General features: G+C 61.9%; 15 protein-coding genes and 2 pseudogenes. 7 read left to right on the forward strand and 10 right to left on the reverse strand.

Annotated elements, in window-relative coordinates:
• The first annotated feature begins 44 nt into the window (after nucleotides 1–44).
• The 6 genes and pseudogenes from IOC61_RS15240 to IOC61_RS15260 all read left to right on the forward strand — a co-directional run bounded on the left by IOC61_RS15240 (nucleotide 45) and on the right by IOC61_RS15260 (nucleotide 5,923).
• A complete protein-coding gene (locus IOC61_RS15240) occupies nucleotides 45–1,235 on the forward strand; it encodes an aromatic ring-hydroxylating oxygenase subunit alpha (RefSeq protein ID WP_195689577.1) in 1,191 nt (396 codons plus the stop codon).
• A 22-nt stretch (nucleotides 1,236–1,257) separates the two neighbouring features.
• A complete protein-coding gene (locus IOC61_RS15245; RefSeq protein WP_195689578.1) occupies nucleotides 1,258–2,700 on the forward strand; it encodes an aldehyde dehydrogenase family protein in 1,443 nt (480 codons plus the stop codon).
• Nucleotides 2,701–2,711: 11 nt separating this feature from the next.
• Nucleotides 2,712–2,873 (forward strand): annotated as a pseudogene (locus tag IOC61_RS17720) (rubredoxin); the annotation flags it as partial.
• Nucleotides 2,862–4,127 (forward strand): FAD-dependent oxidoreductase, encoded by a 1,266-nt coding sequence (locus IOC61_RS15250; protein WP_229333196.1) that lies wholly within the window; start codon nucleotides 2,862–2,864, stop codon nucleotides 4,125–4,127. The pseudogene IOC61_RS17720 and the gene IOC61_RS15250, both read left to right, overlap by 12 nt.
• 101 nt (nucleotides 4,128–4,228) lie before the next feature.
• Nucleotides 4,229–5,548 (forward strand): NAD(P)/FAD-dependent oxidoreductase, encoded by a 1,320-nt coding sequence (locus tag IOC61_RS15255; protein WP_195689580.1) that lies wholly within the window; start codon nucleotides 4,229–4,231, stop codon nucleotides 5,546–5,548.
• 171 nt (nucleotides 5,549–5,719) lie between these two features.
• Entirely contained in the window at nucleotides 5,720–5,923 is a 204-nt protein-coding gene (locus IOC61_RS15260) for a cupin domain-containing protein (RefSeq protein WP_324254730.1), read from the forward strand.
• Between the two features lie 315 nt (nucleotides 5,924–6,238).
• Here IOC61_RS15260 and IOC61_RS17980 read toward each other — a convergent pair.
• The 5 genes and pseudogenes from IOC61_RS17980 to IOC61_RS15285 form a co-directional block, all read right to left on the reverse strand.
• Nucleotides 6,239–6,785, reverse strand: a pseudogene (locus IOC61_RS17980) (IS1380 family transposase); the annotation flags it as partial.
• A 195-nt stretch (nucleotides 6,786–6,980) separates the two neighbouring features.
• Nucleotides 6,981–8,276 carry a TRAP transporter large permease gene (locus tag IOC61_RS15270; protein WP_195689582.1) on the reverse strand — a complete coding sequence of 432 codons (1,296 nt, stop codon included), beginning with the start codon at nucleotides 8,274–8,276 and terminating at the stop codon, nucleotides 6,981–6,983.
• A complete protein-coding gene (locus tag IOC61_RS15275; RefSeq protein WP_195689583.1) occupies nucleotides 8,276–8,803 on the reverse strand; it encodes a TRAP transporter small permease in 528 nt (175 codons plus the stop codon). Before IOC61_RS15275 ends, IOC61_RS15270 begins: the two co-directional genes overlap by 1 nt.
• A 74-nt stretch (nucleotides 8,804–8,877) precedes the next feature.
• Entirely contained in the window at nucleotides 8,878–9,894 is a 1,017-nt protein-coding gene (dctP, locus tag IOC61_RS15280) for a TRAP transporter substrate-binding protein DctP (protein WP_195689584.1), read from the reverse strand.
• A gap of 55 nt (nucleotides 9,895–9,949) precedes the next feature.
• Entirely contained in the window at nucleotides 9,950–11,056 is a 1,107-nt protein-coding gene (locus IOC61_RS15285) for a hybrid-cluster NAD(P)-dependent oxidoreductase (RefSeq protein WP_195689585.1), read from the reverse strand.
• Nucleotides 11,057–11,363: 307 nt separating this feature from the next.
• Between IOC61_RS15285 and IOC61_RS15290 the strand changes: the two genes are divergently transcribed.
• The gene (locus tag IOC61_RS15290) at nucleotides 11,364–12,629 is read left to right on the forward strand and encodes an aromatic ring-hydroxylating oxygenase subunit alpha (RefSeq protein ID WP_195689586.1); all 1,266 of its coding nucleotides are present in this window, start codon (nucleotides 11,364–11,366) and stop codon (nucleotides 12,627–12,629) included.
• A 72-nt stretch (nucleotides 12,630–12,701) separates the two neighbouring features.
• Here IOC61_RS15290 and fdhA read toward each other — a convergent pair whose 3' ends face one another.
• From fdhA to dgcA, 5 genes are all read right to left on the reverse strand, one after another.
• The gene (gene fdhA, locus IOC61_RS15295; protein ID WP_195689587.1) at nucleotides 12,702–13,889 is read right to left on the reverse strand and encodes a formaldehyde dehydrogenase, glutathione-independent; all 1,188 of its coding nucleotides are present in this window, start codon (nucleotides 13,887–13,889) and stop codon (nucleotides 12,702–12,704) included.
• A 155-nt stretch (nucleotides 13,890–14,044) separates the two neighbouring features.
• Complete coding sequence (locus IOC61_RS15300) at nucleotides 14,045–14,821, reverse strand: electron transfer flavoprotein subunit beta (protein ID WP_195689588.1); 777 nt, start codon at nucleotides 14,819–14,821, stop codon at nucleotides 14,045–14,047.
• Nucleotides 14,811–16,034 carry an electron transfer flavoprotein subunit alpha/FixB family protein gene (locus IOC61_RS15305; RefSeq protein ID WP_195689589.1) on the reverse strand — a complete coding sequence of 408 codons (1,224 nt, stop codon included), beginning with the start codon at nucleotides 16,032–16,034 and terminating at the stop codon, nucleotides 14,811–14,813. The genes IOC61_RS15300 and IOC61_RS15305 overlap by 11 nt, the downstream gene beginning before the upstream one ends.
• The gene (gene dgcB / locus IOC61_RS15310; RefSeq protein ID WP_195689590.1) at nucleotides 16,034–18,010 is read right to left on the reverse strand and encodes a dimethylglycine demethylation protein DgcB; all 1,977 of its coding nucleotides are present in this window, start codon (nucleotides 18,008–18,010) and stop codon (nucleotides 16,034–16,036) included. The genes IOC61_RS15305 and dgcB overlap by 1 nt, the downstream gene beginning before the upstream one ends.
• Nucleotides 18,011–18,105: 95 nt before the next feature.
• Nucleotides 18,106–20,178 carry a dimethylglycine demethylation protein DgcA gene (dgcA, locus tag IOC61_RS15315; protein ID WP_195689591.1) on the reverse strand — a complete coding sequence of 691 codons (2,073 nt, stop codon included), beginning with the start codon at nucleotides 20,176–20,178 and terminating at the stop codon, nucleotides 18,106–18,108.
• Nucleotides 20,179–20,180 lie beyond the last annotated feature (2 nt).

Below are 20,180 nucleotides of genomic sequence, written 5' to 3' on the forward strand. Positions count from 1 at the left end.
TACAACAAACCAGAACCCGCCCGTGACCCTGTGAGGAGGCCAAGATGACCGACCTGACCCAATCCCTGATCCCCGCCCAGCGACTCGACGACGTCCTCGCCCCCATCGAGCTGGCCACCGGCATGCCCAACGAGGCCTACGTGAGCGAGGCTTTCTTCGCCGCCGAGCGTGATCGCCTGATGGCCAGCACCTGGGCCTGCGTTGGCTTCGCCAGCGACCTGATCAAGAACGGCTACGTCAAGCCGGTCGACTTCATGGGCCTCCCGCTTTTGATGATGCGTAACAAGGATGGCGAGACTCAGGTCTTCCATAACGTCTGCAGCCACCGCGGCATGCAGCTGGTCGCCGAAGAAGGCGAGGTGCAGGGCATGATCCGCTGCCCCTACCACTCCTGGACCTACGACCTGAACGGCAACCTCAAGGGCACGCCGCACATCGGTGGCGTCGGCCAGCATAAGGTCGAGGGCTTCAAGTGCGAGAAGCACGGTCTCAAGCCGGTGCGTAGTGCGGTATGGATGGACATGATGTTCATCAACCTGGATGGCGAGGCTCCGGAATTCGCCGAGCACGTGGCCCCGCTGGAGAACCGCTGGCGCGACTTCATCGGCGCCGAGGGCTTCGAGTTGCTGCGTCGCGTCAACATGGGCGGCAACCTCGAGATCACCGTCAACTGCAACTGGAAGCTGGCGGTCGAGAACTATTGCGAGAGCTATCACCTGCCCTGGGTGCACCCCAGCCTGAACAGCTACTCGCGCCTCGAGGATCACTACAACATCCAGTTCGGCGAGCATTTCTCCGGGCAGGGCAGCCTGGCCTACCGGCTCTCCAATGTGTCCGGCACCCGCCTGCCCAAGTTCCCGTCCTGGCCGCAGGACAAGCTCGAGCACGCCGAGTACATCTCCTTCTTCCCCAATGTGCTGCTGGGCATCCAGGCCGATCACGCCTTCGCCATGAGGCTCGAGCCAGTCTCCGCCGGTAAGACCGTGGAACACCTGCGCGTCTACTACGTCGGCGACGAGGCCACCCAGGACGCCTACGCGGCCTGCCGCACCTCGACCCTGGAGTCCTGGCGGGTGGTGTTCGGCGAGGACATTGGCGTTGTCGAGGGCATGCAGCGAGGCCGCCTGTCCCCGGGCTTCCAGGGCGGCGTCTTCTCGCCGGTGCTGGATCACCCGACCCACTTCTTCCATCAATGGGTGGCGCGTCGCGTACGCGGCGATGCCGAGGCCACCTGAATTCCCCGTTTCCGGAGCCCTGATGAGCACATTCGACCGCTACTACAACTATATCGACGGCGCCTGGGTAGGCGCCGACACCTGGCTAGTGGTCGCTGATCCGGCCACCGACGAGCCCTATGCCGAGATCGCCGAGGCCGGCCTCGAGGACGCCGACGCGGCCATGGCGGCGGCGCGGCGCTGTGTGGCGTCGGGCGCGCTGAGTTCGGTGCGCCCGGCCCAGCGAGTCACCTGGCTGCTGGCCATCGCCAAGGAGATCAAGGCGTTGACCGAGGAGGCAGCCCTGGTGCTGTGCCGCGAGAACGGCAAGTCCCTGGACGTGGCCCGCGGCGAGTTCGAGGAGGCTGCCCGCTACTTCGAGTACTACGCCGGCATGGCCGACAAGATCGAGGGCACCTCGATTCCGCTGGGCGACGACTACGTCGACTTCACCAGCTATGAGCCCATGGGGGTCTCGCTGCAGATCGTGCCCTGGAACTTCCCGCCGTCGATCTGTGCCCGCTCCCTGGCCCCGGCGCTGGCCGCCGGCAATGCCGTGGTGATCAAGTCGCCGGAGATCTCGCCGCTGGCGATGACCTTCCTGATGACCGCCTGCGAGCGCGCTGGCCTGCCGAAGGGCGCGGTCAACCTGCTGTGCGGCAAGGGCTCGGTGGTCGGCAGCCATCTGGTCAAGCATCGCGATGCCAACCAGATCGTCTTCACCGGCTCGGTGCCTACCGGCCAGCGCATCCTACGCGACGCCGCCGAGCGCGCCACGCCGAGCGTGATGGAGCTGGGTGGCAAGTCCGCCGCCATCGTGCACGCCGACGCCGACATCGAGCAGGTCATCGACAGTGTCAAGGCGGGCATCTTCTTCAACGCCGGCCAGGTCTGCTCGGCCATGTCGCGCCTGCTGGTGCATCGCTCGCGCTTCGACGAGGTGGTTGAGCGCGCCCGCGAACTTGCCGAAGGCCTGTCCATCGGCCCCGGCGTCAACAACCCCGACCTGACCCCGCTGGTCTCGCGCGACCAGCTCGAGCAGGTCGAGGCCATGTGCCGCCGCGCCATCGAGGCCGGCGCCGCCTGCATCACCGGCGGCGAGCGGGTCTCGGGCACCGATGGTTACTTTATGCAGCCGACCCTGTTCACCGACGTGGCCGTGGACAGCGAGATCTTCCAGGAAGAGGTCTTCGGCCCGGTGCTGGTGATCCATCCCTTCGACACCGAGGACGAGGCCGTCGAACTGGCCAACGGCACCGCCTTCGGCTTGGTGGCCGGGGTCTTCGATGAAAACCTGAATCGCGCCCTGCGCACCGCGCGGCGCCTGCGCGGCGGCCAGGTGTTCATCAACGAGTGGTTCGCCGGCGGCGTGGAGACGCCCTTCGGTGGCGTGGGGCTCTCCGGCTTCGGCCGCGAGAAGGGCCAGGAAGCGCTCTACAGCTACGTCCAGACCCGCAACATCGCCGTCCGCGTCAAGGGCGCGTGAAGGAGGTCCCGATGAAGAAGTGGCTCTGCATCATCTGCGGCCTGATCTACGACGAGGCCGAGGGCTGGCCCAGCGACGGCATCGCTCCCGGTACCCGCTGGGAGGACGTGCCGGAGGACTGGCTGTGTCCGGACTGCGGCGTGGGCAAGGCGGATTTCGAGATGATCGAGATCACCGATGACACGCCTGCCGCCGCCCCTGTGGCTTCGTCGCCCCTGGTCGATGCGGTGGCCGTCCCGGCGGCCGCTGCCGCTGTCTCCACCAACGCCCAGGAGCCGCTGGTGATCATCGGCAGCGGCCATGCCGGTTACGGGCTGGCCGAGGCAGTGCGGGCCCGGGACGCCGAGCGCGAGATCCATGTGATCACCGCCGATGATGGCGGCCTCTACTCGAAGCCGGCGCTGTCCAATGCCTTCGCCCTAGGCAAGGACGCCGAGGCGCTGCTCGACGAGCCAGCGCTTTCCATAGAGCGGCGCCTGAACCTCCGGATGCATGCCTTCTGTCCGGTGCAGCGTATCGATGCCGAGCGCAAGTGTCTCACCACCCGGCTCGGCGAGCTGGATTACGGCCAGTTGGTGCTGGCCACCGGCGCAAGCCCGATCCGCATCCCCGTGGCGGGCGAGGCGGGCGCACTGCTCTCGGTCAACGACCGGGGCGACTATCGCGAGATGCGTGAGCGCCTCGACGGCCTGGGCCGCGAGGCGCGGGTGGTGATCATCGGCGACGGCCTGATCGGCTGCGAGTTCGCCAACGACCTGGCCCAGGCCGGCCACGAAGTCGCGGTGGTAGGCCTGGCCCAGCGGCCGCTGCCGCGGCTGCTGCCCGAGGCGGGCAGTAAGGTACTGCGCGAAGCGCTCTCCCGGCTCGGCGTAGGCTGGCACCTGGAGCGTTCGGTGGCAAGTGTGGCCGCCGAGGACGACGGCTACCGGCTGACCCTGACCGACGGCCGCGAGCTCGCGGCGGATCTCGTCGTCAGCGCCGTGGGCCTGGCGCCCAATACCGCCCTCGCCCTCTCGGCCGGCGCCGACTGCGGCTGCGGCATCCGGGTGGACGACCATCTGGCCACCTCGCTGCCGGATGTCTATGCCCTCGGCGACGCCGTGGAGATCGACGGCCAGCTACTGCCGTATCTCGCGCCGATCAACGCCGGCATCCGGGCCCTGGCGGCGACGCTGACGGGCACACCGACGGCGGTCAGCTACCCGGTGATGCCGGTGATGGTCAAGACCCCGGCGGCGCCGGTCTGCGTGGTGGTGCCGCCCGCCGAGGCTGAGGTCAACTGGCGGGTCACCGCCACCACCGACGGCATCGAGGCCGGCGGATATGACGCCACCGGCCGGCTGCTGGGCTTCGCCCTGGTGGGGGAGACGGCCATGGCCCGGCGCAGCGACTGGGTCAAAGCCTGCGGCCAGGCCCAGGTGGCTTGATCCAGCCGACACGACATGCGGCGCCTGTTGGCGCCGTCTTCTTGCAAACCGCCGGGCCCGCCCGGCGATGACGTCGCGCCCCGGCGCGGCAGAGGTCCGAGATGTCAAACGCCATCCTTCCCCGTGACGACAACTGCAACGGCTGGTATCAGCTGCTCGACGCCCCGGCCCCGGCGCGTCGCCTCAATAGCCGTGAGAGCGCCGACTGGCTGGTAATCGGCGCCGGCTTCACCGGCCTGGCCGCGGCGCGCCGCGTCGCCGAGCTGTGCCCCAGTGATCGCGTGGTGCTGCTCGAGGCCCTGCGCGTGGGCCAAGGCGCTTCCGGGCGCAACACCGGCTTCGTCATCGACCTGCCCCACAAGCGCGATCTCGAGGGCGGCGACATGGCGCGCAAGCACAAGCTGCTGTCGCTGAACCGCGCGGCGGTGGACGACCTCGAGACCCTGGTCCAGCGCCACGGCATCGACTGCGGCTGGTCCCGGGCCGGCAAATATCAGGGCGCGGTAGGCGAGCGCGGTCTCAAGTACCTCGACCACTACGAGACATTGCTCCGCGACTTCGACTATCCCTATCGGCGCCTGGAGCGTGACGCGCTGGCACCGATTATCGGCACCCGCCACTACGCCGCGGCCATCTACACCGCCAACACCGCCCTGATGCAGCCCGCTGCCCTGGTGCGCGGCCTCGGCGAGACCCTGCCGGACAACGCCGAGCTCTTTGAACACACCCCAGTGGTGAGCCTGAACCGCGGTGGGGGCAAGTGGTGCGCCACCACGCCGGAAGGCGAGGTGCGTGCCACCAACCTGCTGCTGGGCTCCAACATCTATGCCCAGGAATTCGGCTTCCTCAAGCACCGGGTATTGCCGGTGATGACCTTCGCCAGCATGACCCGGGAACTGACCGACGAAGAAATGGGCCTCTTCTCCGCCGCACCCCATCACTTCGGCCTGACCCCCGCCGACCATGCCGGCACCACGGTGCGGCTGACCCCGGACCGGCGGCTGATCATCCGCAACCAGTACCGCTTCGTGCCGCGCTACCACGACGACCTGGCCGAGCGGACCCGTATTCGCCAGGGCCACCGGGCGTCCTTCGAGGCGCGCTATCCCGAACTCGCCCAGGTGCCCTTCACGGCCACCTGGGGCGGGGCCTGCGGGCTGTCTCGCAACTACACCGCTTTCTTCGGCAAGGTCGGCGACCTGGCCTGGATGTCCGGCGTCCATCAGAGCGTCGGGGCGGCTCGGGGCACCATCTCCGGCAAGCTGCTGGCGGAGCTCGCCACCGGCGAGGACTCCAGCCAGCTGGCCGACATGCTGGCGGTCTCCGGCAAGCCGGCGCTCAATCCGCCGGAGCCCTTCCTGAGCCTCGGCGTGAAGACGCGCATGAAGCAGGCGGCGTGGGCGAGTCGCAGCGAACTCTAAGGATACCGACCGCCATGAGCGATACCCCCATCCGCGCCATCAAGTTCGACCATCGTGAGACGCAGTTCCGACATCGCGGCGGGCCGCCCGGGCATGCCGAGATCGGCCGCACCGTGGAGACCGCCCTGCGCGACCCTTGGGGCGGGCTTCGCCCGCTGGGAAGGCGCCGAGGTGGCCTGGACGCTGCTCTACGACGAGGTGATCTTCGTCATCGAGGGTAAGCTCGAGGTCACCGCCGACGGCGAGACCCACCGCGTCGCGCCCGGCCAGATGCTGTGGATCCCCGAGGGCACCGAGCTAGTCTACGGCGGCCATGCGCTGTTCGGCTATGCCCTCTATCCGGGCAACTGGAAGGCCCTGCACGGAATAGAGTGACGCCGCGTCTGGCGCAGTTTCTGTCGAAGGCCGTCGCAGCCCACAAGAATCAGGTTTATCGCCTTTCACCGGGAAACGGCCGGCGGAGCTCGCAGGCTCGTTTATCCAGCCTGCACCGGGCTCAGCCTGTTTCACGCTGATTGGTGCAGAAACCGGATCAGGCCCCGGCATACCGAGCTGCCGGGGCCTTCCGTCGTCAGGCGGTGGCTACCGATAGACGACCACCGGGTCGCCGAGATCTCTGGATGGATCTCGATCCCCAGTCCGGGCGAACCGGCACCCGGACACTGCCGCCAATTCTTGTTCGACAGGCGATCAGCAAAACGTGCCTCGCGAATAGCACAGGCGGCTTCGAAGGGTGTTTAACAGCGTTATGCAACCAATGCTCTGCCCAAAGTCAAGGAAGATCTGCCGCGCCTTGTGAGTCACGAGGGCCGCACGGTGCACCAACTCCTGCAACGCCGCCAGTGTCCGTTGCCGCTTGGCGGGATGGCGGACCGAAGTTAGTTCGCCGGTCATGCCCAGCTGCCCCATCAATCGCAGGATGTGTAGGCCAGTTGGGCGAGATGCAGGATCAGGTCGTTGGTGGCGAACTTGCCCGAGGGCAGCCGCTCCAGATCGAGATTGGTCTTGATCCCACTGTGAAACTGCTCATGAGTGGCATGCGCCTGATGGCTTTGATCACCGCCTCCGGCGACTCGCCCAGGCTGGTCCACCAGCCTTCCAGCTCATATCCCGGTTCGATCAGCCACTGTCCATCGCGGTCAGCGGTGCGCTCCACTAGGCGCATCACACGCTTGACGACGTATTCAGCTTTGCTGTTGTCGTGGTTTGAGACGGTCTGTTTCCACTGCGCCTGGCGCAGAACTTGACGTTGGGCAGGGAACAGCCCGGGTGAATGGCGACATCTGCTACATTGCCATGCAGGTTAGTAGGTTAGAAGCTTTTCAGGGGGCCAGACTCACGGATTCAGGATCTTGGCCACGAGTATCTCCACTGCCGCAACCATGAGGTTTATCGAGGCGCCCCCAACTGGATCACTTGAGAATTATTGAATTCAAAGAAATCCTAAGCGTCTTGGCAACCACAAGGAAAGCTCTGGCACAAACGTCGTGATCAGCATCACGGGTATACCGACGAAGGCGATAAGCAACAATGAAGGCGCGAAAACCTTGTGAATTGATACCCGCCCTATCCGGCAGGCCATATAGAGGATAGGTGCTACCGGAGGACTATTAGCCCCGATCACCACTGAGCAAGCAACAATGGCGCCAAAGTGGACAGGGTGAACCCCGGTATCAACCATCAACGGAAGGAAAAGCGGTGCCACAACAACTGTCACTGACACATCATCAAGTATTGCTCCGGCGAGCACCAGAAAAATGTTTACTGCTATCAGGATCAGCAATGGATCGCGAATCAGAGTCATGATCAACTCAGTAAGGTCTTGCGGTACGCGCTCAAAAGCAAGAATGCGACCGATCATGAAGGAAAAAAGCAAAATTAAAACAATCGATCCGGTTGTCTCTGCAGCGGCGACCACGCTTTGTGCAAATTGCTTGATGGTCTGATCACGGTAGATCAAAAATCCGATAGCAAGGGCTGCGAAGGCCGCTACCGCTGCTGCTTCAGTGGGCGTGAAGACACCACCATATATGCCGCCAAGGATGATAACAGGCAAACTTAGTGCCGGTAACGCTCGCCAGGTCGCCACTCCCTTGGCCGGTGCTTTACCAGCCGCTAGCCCCTCGCTAGCTATCTCTTGAAAGAACCTTCCTGCCGCCAGGCGATTGAAAAAAATCAGCCCCAGAATCAATAACAATGCTGGACCCACCGTGGCTGCAAACAGCGCTGCCACTGACTGCCGCGTCACCACTGCGAAGAGGATCATGGTAATCGACGGCGGGATCATGATTCCCAGCAGCGAGGAAATCCCAAGTAGCGCCGAAGAGTAGCTTCGAGGATAGCCTCGCTTCTCTAGCGGACCAACCATAATGGTACCAATAGAGGCCACTGCAGCGGTGGCAGTACCAGCAATGGCGCCAAATACTCCAGAAGCCAGCACCATGGAGGCGCCCATTCCACCGCGACGCTTACCTACCAACGTCTCAATAAAGGTAACTAGCCGACTGGCAATCCCACCGCTTTGCATCAAATATCCCGTCAACACGAACAACGGCAAGGCGATCAGGACCACCGAATCTAACGAACGAAAACCCTGCATCATCAAGATGTCCAGGTTGGAGTCATAAGCCACAGCCAGATAGGTCAGTACGCCAGCGAATGACCAGGCAACGGGTACACCGAGCCCCATTAATATCAGCAGAAGCAGGATCGCAAACAAACCTTCCATCAGGCTTCCTCCCTGGTCATTGCATGGTTGGCGCGGGAAGCCTTCAGATCTCTAATGCCCTGCCAGATATCGCGAAGTGAATAACAAAAGCAGCCTACGCTCGCGATCATAATTGCCGCCTGGGAGACCCACAGCGGGATCGACAACTCAGGAGTGTGCTGAGGACGCTGTACGCCCCAAGCCAGCATTCGCTGGGCCCAGTAAACAAAACAGGCACTAATGATAGTGACGATTATCGCCACTAGAATCTTGTGTAGTGCCATGATTCGTGCATCGCGTAACTGCAACTCAAGGAAGTCCACTACCAGATGCTCTCGATTCCGGCTGGCGATCATCGCCCCCGTCATGTAAAGCCACATTCCAGCCAACATCACCAACTCCAGAACCCCAACTAACGACCAGCCGAAGACGTAGCGAGCCAGGATGAGGAAAAGCATCAGCCCGACGGTGAGTAGGCTAGTCACGAAGGCGACCGTATTGAGTAGCAAGCCGACTTTCTCGTCCAATGCCTTTAAGAAGGGGGACATAAGCGACCCTCGCAAAGAGATGCGGCCCGTATTATGGGCCGGCACCGGTGTTCAGTAATTCAGGCGAATGAGCGTCACAGCGACGTAGCGTTGGCCCGAATGGTATCCATGATCTCGCTACCTAGCTCCTCCTCCATGAGTGGCCAGACTTGCTCACGGGCCCGGCGCGCAAAGTCGTGGAGGGTCTCTTCAGGAAGTTCGAAATACTCCATGCCCTCTTCCTGGGATTTTTCGATATAGTACTCGTCACGGTCGCGAGCATTAATGAACTGCTGATCCATGACCTCTCGAGCCGCCTCGCTGACCACCTCCTGATGTTCATCACTCAGACTGTCATAAGACTCCATATTCATAACCAAGACACCAGTCATGAAAAAATGCTTGGTATGGACGTAGTAGTCCAAGGTGTCGCGAAAATACTCATAGGGCCAGAAAATGACGTTGCCCGCCTCACCATCCACGACTCCTGTTTGCAGGGCGGTATAGACCTCGCCCCAATCGATAGCGGCGGTTTGATAGCCTAATGCCTGCATGGTCTGGGCCGCCGGAAAGACGGTCATGGTGCGCACGACCATCCCTTCTGCACCCTCGACATTTAAGGCATACTGATCGCGGGAGGCTACGCCGTTGAAGCCCTCGGGCCACGGGCCGAAGAACTTCAAGCCGATGTCGGCGAAGATATCGCCGAGAAGCTCGTTAACCCAACCGCCCGGGCTGTAAGCCTCGATGGCCTCGTCCCACGAGAGAGTCATGTAAGGGGTGTAGACGACCCCGATACGCTTGTCGTAGGAGGTCATTGGCCAACTGAGCATCATGTCGATGCCGTTGGCAACCAGCAGATCGAAGACCTCCTGCTGGCCACCCAACTGGTTCTGATAGTAGACCTCAACCTCGATTTCTCCGTCCGACTTTTCCTCGATCAGACGGCTCCACTCGTCGAGAGTATCGCCCGCCGGCGAGCCCTGAGTCCCCGAGTCAGTGGCTAGGCGGAGAGTGGCAGCTTCGGCATTAAGTGTAATTCCGCCAAGGGTGAGTGCGACTGCAGTGGCGACAACTGCCGGAAGAAGAGCATTGTTATTGGTAGAGCTCATGTGAATGTCCTCCAGATAATTATAGATATTTATGATTTGTTTTACGTGAGTCCCTCTAAAAATCCACCACCACATCGCTCTTAGGCTTGCTGCAGCATGACAGGATGTATCCCTCTTCAATATCCTCGTCGGTGATACCGCCATTATGATCCATCTCCACCTCACCGGAGGTGAGCTTAACCTGACAGGTGCCACAGATTCCCATCCCGCATGCTTTGGGGATGTGTAAACCGAGCTTGGACGCTGCGGCGTGCACAGTTTCGTCGGGTTGAATATGTACACTCTTGCCCGAGCCCCCAAATTCGATGCTGAACATTTCAGCATAATCGAGCTGTTCAGCGTCAGCCTCGGCTTGCTCGGCAAGCTCCAGCACGTCTTCCTTTACCTCGATCGGCGTGGCACCAAAGGACTCCTCATGATAATGGTTCATATCGAAGCCGTTATCATGAAGGATCCGCTTCACTGCGCTCATATATGGCGTAGGGCCACAGCAGAAAATCTCTCGCTCCATATAATCCGGCGCCATCAGCTCCAGCATCGGTTGGGTCAAGTAGCCACGATACCCGGCCCACGCCTCGCCGATATCAATCTTGTTCTCGCACACAACATGTAGCTTGAACTCGGGAATTCGCGAAAACATGTGCACCAGCTCACGATGATAGATCACATCGCGTGGGGAACGAGCGCTATGAATAAACTCGACATCGACATCGGCGTTGGTATCGAAGAGCCAACGGGTCATCGACATCAGTGGCGTTATACCTACGCCCCCGGAAAGAAACAACACTTTCTCGGCGGGGAAATCTATAATATTGAAGTTACCCACAGGGCCATGTACCGCCAACTTATCGCCAGCCTTGAGGTTTTCATGCAGCCAGTTGGAAACCTTGCCCCCTGGCATTCGCTTGACGGTGATGGAGAAGCTGTAGGGAACCGACGGAGAACTGGAGATGGTGTAGGAGCGCATGATCTGCTCACCCTCAATCTCCAGCTCCAGCGTGACGAACTGCCCCGGCTTGAAAAAGAACATCACCGGCTGCTCGGCCATGAAGCAGAAGGTGCTCGCATCCTGTGTCTCGTGTATCACCTTGACACAGCGCACCAGGTGCCTTCCATTAGACCAGGTCTGAGTAGTGATCGGATTATAGAAGCTCATTGACATCGTCATTTCTACCTGGAATTACCGCGGCTAGGCTTCGCTGGGCCATAGCAGTCACTACGGCTCAACCCCATCGTGCCTTGATTCTGAACATGCACTGGGCGACTGACTTATCTGTCAGCGACATAAACATGCCTTGCACATCTTGCCAAAGAGAAGCGCCTCGCCAAATACGTCGCTGGGGTATCACTCGGTGTCGCCGGCAGACAACCGGACCTTCACCACAAACCCCACACTCAAAATTAATAATAAATTTCCAGCAACCTGGCATCACTCTCGTAGAGAGACGGTGATTTCGAGGACCTCCGGCATGAACCTAATTGCAAGCTCCCACTTTGATAGCCACCTGACCAGTGCACGAGAAGTCGCCACTACTCTGCTCAGCAGCCGGGCTCCCGGCTTCTCGCTTCCCCAACCTTTTTATAACGATGCCCAGACCTTTTCTCTCGACATGAAAGAGATCTTCGAGAAGGAGTGGCTCTTTGCCGGAATGACCTGTGAGATCCCCGCCAAGGGCAACTTCATCACCGTGGATATTGGCGACAATCCCGTGATTATCGTGCGTGGTGCCGAAAACCGCATCCACGCCTTTCATAACGTCTGCCGCCACCGTGGCTCACGGCTGTGTCTGGAAGAGAAAGGCAAGGTTGCCAAGCTAGTCTGCGGCTACCACCAGTGGACCTACGAGCTCGACGGCCGCCTGTTGTTCGCTGGTAGCGATATGGGGGAGGACTTTGATCTCGCCAGCTACGGGCTCAAGCCGGTCAGCGTCGAGACCGCCGGCGGCTTCATATTCATCAACCTGGGCGACGAGCCACCGGTGATCGACGAGCTTCTGGAGACGCTGGAGCACTACCTAGAGCCCCACCAGATGAATAACGTGAAGGTTGCTGCTCAGTCCAGCATTGTTGAACAAGCCAACTGGAAGCTGGTGATTGAAAACAACCGTGAATGCTACCACTGCAACGGCGCCCACCCGGAACTGCTCAACTCGCTGCAGGAATTCGACGATAGCGACGACCCTCGCGCGACGCCGGCTTATAAAGCGCTGGTTGCGCGCAAGCAGGCCGAATGGGACAGCGAAAACATACCTTGGCAGCTCCAGCGTTTCGGCAAGCGTAACCGCCTGACCCGCACGCCGCTGCAGGAAGGCACCGTATCGATGACCATGGACGGCAAGCAAGGTTGCAAGAAGTTGATGGGCCGGTTTACCAACCCTGACATGGGCTCGCTGCGTATCCTGAATCTCCCCAACTCGTGGAGTCACATTCTGGGCGATCACGCTGTGGTGTTCCGCGTCCTGCCGCTGGGACCACAGAAGACCGTGGTGACGACCAAGTGGCTAGTGCACAAGGACGCCGTCGAGGGTGTCGACTATGACCCCGAACAGCTGCGCAAAGTCTGGGATGCGACCAACGCCCAGGACCGCCACCTGGCCGAACAAAACCAGCGCGGGATCAACTCGAAGGCCTATCAGCCAGGCCCTTACTCCAAGACCTTCGAGTTCGGCGTCATCGATTTCGTCGACTGGTACAGCGAGCGCATGCTACACCACCTTGGTGCTTCCACTCGTTAATCACAAAGCTTCCAGTATCAGTAACAAGCTGGCCCGCGTTAATGCGGGCCAGATCGTTTGTATCTGTATCGCTTAAAGGCTGCCGTGGGGATCGATGACAAATTTCTTGGCAACGCCGCCATCAAAGTCAGTGTAGCCCTGAGGCGCCTCATCCAGTGAAATAACCTGCACATTGACCGCCTTGGCAATCTGTACCCGTTCGAATAATATCGCCTGCATCAATTGGCGATGATACTTCATCACTGGGCACTGGCCGGTATGCAAGGAGTGAGACTTGGCCCACCCTTGACCGAGACGCAACGACAGGTTTCCGCTCTTGGCCTCATCGCTTACGGCCCCCGGGTCCTCGGTGACGTAAAGTCCCGGAATGCCAATCTGTCCACCGGCACGGGTGATATCCATACAGGCATTCAACACCGTGGCTGGCTGCTCGTGCGAGTGGTCATGGCCATGACAGCGTGCCTCAAAGCCGACGGCATCCACTGCACAATCCACCTCGCGCTCACCCAGAATAGGCTCGAGCATCTCCGCCATGGGCGTATCCTGACGCAGATCCAGGGTCTCACAGCCGAAGCTTCTTGCTTGCTCGAGACGCTCCAGGTTCATGTCACCGACGATGACGCAGGCCGCCCCCAGCAACTGTGCCGAGACCGCTGCCGCCAGTCCTACAGGGCCGGCACCGGCAATATAGACGGTACTGCCCGGCCCTACCCCGGCGGTCACGCAGCCGTGGAAGCCGGTGGGAAAAATATCCGACAGAAGCGTCAGATCCTGGATCTTGTCCATAGCGATATCACGGTCAGGGAACTTCAGCAGGTTAAAGTCCGCATAGGGCACCATGACATACTCGGTTTGACCGCCGACCCAGCCCCCCATATCCACATAACCATAGGCGGCGCCCGGACGGGCAGGGTTGACGTTGAGGCAGATTCCGGTCTTGCCCTCTTTACAGTTGCGGCAGCGTCCACAGGCGATGTTGAAGGGTACGGAGACAATATCACCAGTCTTGATAAACTCCACATCACGCCCGCACTCGATCACCTCTCCGGTAATCTCGTGTCCCAGGACCATTCCCTCCGGAGCCGTGGTGCGACCACGCACCATATGCTGATCGCTACCGCAGATGTTGGTCGCAACAACCTTCAGAATAACGCCATGCTCACACTTGCGACTGCCCAGTGCCAGCTCGGGGAAAGGGATTGACTGGACCTCGACACTACCGGAACCCGTGTAGATGACTCCACGGTTGACTGCAGTCATTGTTGATCTCCTTCAACTTGTTGTTTGAAGCGGAAGCTCCGCATCTTGACCATAGCGCCTGTACACGACGGCACTGTTCTCCATGAGTCACTGCCATATCTAATCGAGACATCAAGGCAGCAGGCCAAACTCGCGATACTGATACAGCAGGCGGGCTAGCGCAGCACATCTTCCCCTCTGAGCAGCGCGAATATCGCCTCGGCGCCCTGTTCAGGCGTCATGTCGGTAAGCACCTGCCCACCGGCCGAGGCTTTGGCGGTAGCTGCTTTCATCCGCTCGGCACCGGTCTTGGCCTTGATCACCTTGAGACGTTTCGGCCTTGGCCGTGCAGGTTGCAGCTGCGCCTCTTCAAGCAGCGCGTCCTCAACCACCGCCACTTCCTGCTGCTGTAACTGCCCGCGCCGGGCTGGGCCAAAGGCGCTTTGCCTGGCCTCGGGGGCCGCATTATCGACACTGGCCACAAAGGGCAAGCGCACCTGCAGGCGGCGACGCTGGCCACGAGGCAGGGCCTGCAACACCTGAGCCACGCCCCCCGTCACGCTTTCCACCTCGGCCAGGCCAACTATCAGCGGCCAGTCAAGCTGTTCGGCAAGCAGGTAGGGCAGCATGCCGGAACCTTCTCCGGTTTCCGCCTGGCTGCCGGTCAGCACCAGCTGAGCGCCGGCATGCCGCAGATAATTACCCAACGCCGGCAAGACATCGGCCTGGGGAGGCTGTTGCAGCACGGTCATTTCCGCCAACCCCATGCCCAGATAGGCACGCAGGGCCTCCGCCTGGGGGTCACCGGCGTGCAATAGGTGGAGCTCCTTGCCCGCCAGGCTTAGCCCCAGGTCGACGGCGCGGGCATCCTGCTCGGCACGCCGGGCGCGGCCCGTGACCGGGTGCGCACCGACGGAAACCAGGGTGATGACGTTCAACGGATCATGCGACATCGCGTAGGTCTCCTTGACGGTACTCGCTCACACGCTCGATCAGCGCCTGAAGAATCGCCGTCGAGTCGCCGATCACGGCAAGATCGGCGCGCTTGACCATGTCACAGCCGGGGTCCTTGTTGATGGCCACCACCTTGTCGCAAGTGGCAATGCCTTGAAGGTGCTGAACCGCACCGGAGATCCCCACCGCCAGGTAGACCCGCGCAGTGACCCAGGTACCGGTCGCGCCGACCTGACGATCGCGTGGCATGAACCCATCGTCGACCGCCACCCGTGAAGCACCTTCGGTAGCACCAAGAACCTCGGCGGCCTGATGAAACAGCTCCCAGTCCCGGACACCGTTGCCACCGGAAAGAATAAATTCGGCTTCGGCCATGGGGGTCAACGCCGGATCGACCGCCACGGCGCCGAGGTTGTCGATGCGCGTCAAGCTGTGGGCGAGCGTGCCCTCTAGCTCGATGGCGCGGACTTCGTGACGGGTCTCGCCCACCGGATCGGCGCACTCGGCCGCGGCCAGAATCAGTCGCGGTGCACGACGAGCCAGATCTTGCTGGCCCGCACCGGCGCGGCCGATGCACTGGCCGTCGGCCACCTGCCAGACGCGTGTGGCCGGACGCTCACCGAGCTTGGCCGCCAGCCGACGACCGAGCTCCCCTCCGCCGGTGCGGCTATCCGGGAACAACCAGTGGCGCGGGGCCAGCTGGTCATCCACCGCCCGCAGGGCCATGATCCGCTGCTCCGGGGTATAGCCCACGAAGGCCTCGCCCTGGATATGCAGCAGGCGGTCGACGCCTGCGGTGTCGAAGGCGCTTTCCTTGTGCTCCCCGAAGACCACCGCGACCACCGCGCCCTCACTACCGGCCAGCATGCTGGCCAGGCCGAGCAGGTCCTTGTCATGACTGCTCAGGCGACCGCCGACCATGTCCGGTACCACCACGATGTGAAAGGACGGCTGCTCGATGATGTGCAGCGGCAGCTGTGCCGCCGCGCTGATACTTGCTCGCTTGCCGCCGCCACCTTGCTGGGCACCGCTACGATCGATGCGCTTGAGCCCATTGGGACCAACAAAGGCAACGGCATGGGGGTTCTTGCGGATCAGGCCGCTTGGCCCTACCCAGCTAGCCCCGAGTGCCTGCAGCGAGGCGTGCAGTGGATGCAGGCGGTTACGGGCGATCCACTCGCTTCGTGGGTCGCGGCGGATAATATCACTCATCAGTGCACCTCCAGGACATCGGGGCTGGCCGCTGACGTTTTCCTCACCGGCGCGGGCGCTTCAATCAATACGTCTGCGACCAGCTCGGCAATGTCTTTGACATGCGGGCGAGGCTCGACCACGCCTTCGAACATCGCGGTGCACTGCGGGCAGCCCACGGCCACCAGCTCGGCACCGGTTTCCTTGATATCTTCCATACGCATATCGGGGATTCGCTGCTTGCCGGGGATGTCGGTAATCGGTGCACCGCCACCACCGCCACAGCAGCGCGAGCGGAAGCCGGACCGCTCCATCTCCTTGACCTCGATGCCGATGGCCTTGAGCACGTTTCGCGGCGCCTCGTACTCGCCGTTGTAGCGACCGAGATAGCAGGGGTCGTGGTAGGTGACGCTCCCCCCCTTGTGCTGACTGAGGTTGAGCTGCCCGCCGGCGATCAACTCGCCCATATAGGTGCTGTGGTGCAGCACTTGATAATTGCCGCCCAGGGCACCGTACTCATTTTTCAGCACATGGAAGCTGTGCGGATCGCAGGTCACGATCTTGTTGAAGCGGTACTGCGCCAGGCTGGCAATGTTGCGCTTGGCCAGACTCTGAAAGGTTGCCTCGTCACCTAGACGACGCGCCACATCGCCACTGTCGCGCTCTTCCAGCCCCAGTACGGCGAAGTCGACCTCTGCTGCCTTGAGCACCTTGACGAAGGCGCGCAGGGTGCGCTGGTTACGCATGTCGAAAGCACCGTCGCCGACCCAGAACAGGACATCGGCCTGTCTCTTCTCGCTCATCAACGGCAAGTTGAGATCGGCGGCCCAGTTCAGACGGCCTCCAGGGTTAAAGCCGCCGGGGTTGTCGGTGGCGATCAGGTTGTCGAGAACGTCAGCGCCCTTGTTCGGTGTGGCGCCCTGCTCCAGGGTCAGGTGACGACGCATATCGACGATGGCGTCGACGTGCTCGATCATCATCGGGCACTCCTCGACGCAGGCGCGGCAGGTGGTACAGGACCACAGCGTGTCGGCACCCACCAGCCCCTTGCCCTGCTGGTTGACGATGGGCTGGTGCGGGCCACCACTGTGCTCACCCAGCGGAACACCCGGATAGGGGCTGCCAGCAAAGCTGGCGTCATTGCCACCGGCCAGGCCGATGACCATGTCCTGGATCAGCTTTTTCGGATTCAGTGGCTGGCCGGCGGCGAAGGCCGGGCACGCCGCCTCGCACTTGCCGCACTGCACGCAGGCATCGAAGCCGAGCAGCTGATTCCAGGTAAAGTCGGTAGGCTTTTCGACACCCAGGGGCGCCTCGGGATCGTCGAGATTCAGCGCCTTGAGACCGGTCGAACGCCCGCTCCCTCCCACCCTTGTGGAGAAGCGCTCGGCACGACGATGCCAGGCCAGATGCAGAGCACCCGCGAAGGCGTGCTTCATGGGCCCGCCCCAGGTCATGCCGAGAAACATCTCGGCTACTCCCCAGGCCACACCAACGGCCAGGAGCAGCGCGAGAACCCAGCCGCCAGCGTCGGCTGGCAGAACCCCGGCCACCGGCAGGGTGACGACAAAGAAGCTCACCGAGAACATCAGCAGGCTTTTCGGCAGTCGATTCCAGGGGCCCTTCGACAGTCGCGCCGGCGGGTTGCGACGACGCCTGGCGACGAACAGGGCACCGATGAACATCAGCACGGTGGCGCCCAGCAGGGCGAAGCCAAGCAGGCGATGATGCAGGCCGAAGCCGTGCACGATGATCGCCAGCAGCGCCGCCAGCACGAAGCCGCCGGCAGTGGCCACATGGGTCCTGGACATGTACCTGTCGCGCTCGACCACCTGGTGCAGGTCGACCAGATAGCGGCGTGGCATGGCCGCCAGCCCCCGCATCAGCGGTACCGGCGACGGCCGTCCCTGGCGCCACAGGCTCACGCGCCGCCAGGCGCCGAGCATCATCACAGCTAAGGCGCAGAAAATCAGTATTGGCAGGAGGGTATCGAGCATTGGGGCTCACCTCGCAAACTTGGAGTCGTTAAGCGGCCCGGTGGTCATGTGCCGGACCGCTGAAAGCGTCATGAGCGAGCGCCATGGACGTTTGCCTAGAAGTCCTTGCAAAGGCGCAGTGCATCGTAAATCGCCGCATGGGTGTTACGCGGTGCGGTACAGTCACCCAGGCGGAACAGCAAGAAGCCCTCCCCCTCCTCCGCCAGGCAGGGCTGTGGCTGGATCGCGTAGAGTGCCTCCAGGTCCACCTGCCCCTTGTTGCGTGACTGCTCCTTGAGCGCGTAATAGAGGGTTTCGTCCGGCCGTATGCCGTTCTCTACTACTATCTGATCGACCACCCGCTCCTCCTGGTTTCCGCTGTACTCGTTTTCGAGTACCGCCACCAGTGAGTCACCCTCACGGTAGACCTGGCGCAGCATCAGGTCGGAGGTCATGATCACCTGCTTCTCGTAAAGGCTGCGGTAGTAGGTCGGGAAGGTAGTGCCCCCCACAGCGCAGCCGGGCTTGATATCGTCGGTGACGATCTCGACCTTGGCACCCTTGTCGGCCAGGTAGTCTGCCGCGGACACGCCGGAAAACTCGCAGATGGAGTCGAAAATCAGCACGTTCTTGCCCGGCTCGACACTGCCGCTGAGCACGTCCCAGGTACTGACCACCAGGCTCTCGTCAGGATTCTCGGCGTAACCCCACTCCATGTGCTGATCGAGGAAGGGGCGACCACCGGTGGCCAGCACCACGATATCCGGCCGTAGGTCCTTGAGCGTTGCTTCATCGGCATGGATTGCCAGGCGCTGATCGACCCCGAGGCGCGCCAGCTCGAGCTGATACCAGCGAGTAATGCCCGCGATCTGGTCACGCTGCGGCGCCTTGGCGGCGATGGTGATCTGCCCCCCCAGGGCATCGCTCTTCTCAAACAGGGTAACGTCGTGGCCACGCTCGGCCGCCACACGTGCCGCCTCCATGCCGGCGGGACCACCGCCGACCACCACCACCTTGCGCTTGACGCCGGAGGTCTTCTCGATGATGTGCGGCAAGCCCATGTATTCGCGGGTAGTCGCGGCATTCTGGATGCACAGTACGTCCACCCCCTGGTACTGGCGATCGATGCAGTAATTGGCGCCGACGCACTGCTTGATCTGGTCGACCTGGTCCATCTTGATCTTGGCGATCAGGTGCGGGTCGGCGATGAGCCCACGGGTCATGCCGACCATGTCGACGTAACCACCTTCGAGAATACGCGAGGCCTGGTTCGGGTCCTTGATATTCTGCGCGTGCAACACCGGGACCTGGACCACCTCCTTGATCCCTGCAGCCAGGTGCAGGAAGGGCTCCGGCGGGAAGCTCATGTTGGGAATGGCATTGGCCAGGGTATTGTGGGTATCGGCGCCCGAACCTACCACACCAATGAAGTCGAGCATGCCCGTGTCGTCGTAATACTTGGCGATCTGTTTCATGTCCTCGTGGGACAGGCCATCGGGATGGAACTCGTCGCCGGACAGCCGCATACCCACACAGAAGTCGTCGCCGACCTCGGCGCGCACGGCCTTGAGTACTTCCATGCCGAACTTCATGCGACCCTCGAAGGTACCGCCCCACTCATCGGTACGCTTGTTGACCCGTGGGCTCCAGAACTGGTCGATCATGTGCTGATGCACGGCGGACAGCTCGACGCCGTCCAATCCGCCTGCCTTGGCCCGGCCCGCCGCCTTGGCGAAGTCACCGATGATGCGCCAGATCTCCTCCGGCTCGATGGTCTTGCAGCACGCCCGGTGTATCGGCTCACGGATACCGGATGGCGACAGTAGCGTCGGCCAATCGTTGCCATGCCAGCTCGTGCGTCGCCCCATGTGGGTGATCTGGATCATGATCTTGGCGCCATGCTTGTGCATCGCATCCGCCAGGTTCTGGAAGTGTGGGATGATGCGGTCGGTGGAGAGGTTCACCGAGCTCCACCACTCGTGCGGGCTATCGATGGAGACCACCGAGGAGCCGCCGCAGATGGCAAGGCCAATGCCGCCCTTGGCCTTCTCTTCGTAATACTTGACGTAGCGCTCGGTGGTCATGCCACCGTCGGTGGCGATGACCTCGGCGTGGGCGGTAGAGAGCACACGGTTACGGATGGTCAATTTGCCGAGCTGAATCGGCTGGAACATTGCTTCGAAAGCCATGA

This window comes from Halomonas sp. KAO (assembly GCF_015595025.1).
Taxonomy (GTDB): domain Bacteria; phylum Pseudomonadota; class Gammaproteobacteria; order Pseudomonadales; family Halomonadaceae; genus Halomonas.

What these genes read in the sequence shown, in the direction of transcription:
- IOC61_RS15245 (WP_195689578.1), top strand. Translation starts at nt 1,258, where the DNA reads ATGAGCACATTCGACCGCTACTACAACTATATCGACGGCGCCTGGGTA.
- IOC61_RS15305 (WP_195689589.1), bottom strand. Translation starts at nt 16,034, where the DNA reads ATGAGTGATATTATCCGCCGCGACCCACGAAGCGAGTGGATCGCCCGT.
- IOC61_RS15255 (WP_195689580.1), top strand. Translation starts at nt 4,229, where the DNA reads ATGTCAAACGCCATCCTTCCCCGTGACGACAACTGCAACGGCTGGTAT.
- dgcA (WP_195689591.1), bottom strand. Translation starts at nt 20,178, where the DNA reads ATGGCTTTCGAAGCAATGTTCCAGCCGATTCAGCTCGGCAAATTGACC.
- IOC61_RS15275 (WP_195689583.1), bottom strand. Translation starts at nt 8,803, where the DNA reads ATGTCCCCCTTCTTAAAGGCATTGGACGAGAAAGTCGGCTTGCTACTC.
- IOC61_RS15250 (WP_229333196.1), top strand. Translation starts at nt 2,862, where the DNA reads ATGATCGAGATCACCGATGACACGCCTGCCGCCGCCCCTGTGGCTTCG.
- IOC61_RS15270 (WP_195689582.1), bottom strand. Translation starts at nt 8,276, where the DNA reads ATGGAAGGTTTGTTTGCGATCCTGCTTCTGCTGATATTAATGGGGCTC.
- IOC61_RS15285 (WP_195689585.1), bottom strand. Translation starts at nt 11,056, where the DNA reads ATGTCAATGAGCTTCTATAATCCGATCACTACTCAGACCTGGTCTAAT.
- fdhA (WP_195689587.1), bottom strand. Translation starts at nt 13,889, where the DNA reads ATGACTGCAGTCAACCGTGGAGTCATCTACACGGGTTCCGGTAGTGTC.
- IOC61_RS15240 (WP_195689577.1), top strand. Translation starts at nt 45, where the DNA reads ATGACCGACCTGACCCAATCCCTGATCCCCGCCCAGCGACTCGACGAC.
- IOC61_RS15290 (WP_195689586.1), top strand. Translation starts at nt 11,364, where the DNA reads ATGAACCTAATTGCAAGCTCCCACTTTGATAGCCACCTGACCAGTGCA.
- IOC61_RS15300 (WP_195689588.1), bottom strand. Translation starts at nt 14,821, where the DNA reads ATGTCGCATGATCCGTTGAACGTCATCACCCTGGTTTCCGTCGGTGCG.
- dctP (WP_195689584.1), bottom strand. Translation starts at nt 9,894, where the DNA reads ATGAGCTCTACCAATAACAATGCTCTTCTTCCGGCAGTTGTCGCCACT.
- dgcB (WP_195689590.1), bottom strand. Translation starts at nt 18,010, where the DNA reads ATGCTCGATACCCTCCTGCCAATACTGATTTTCTGCGCCTTAGCTGTG.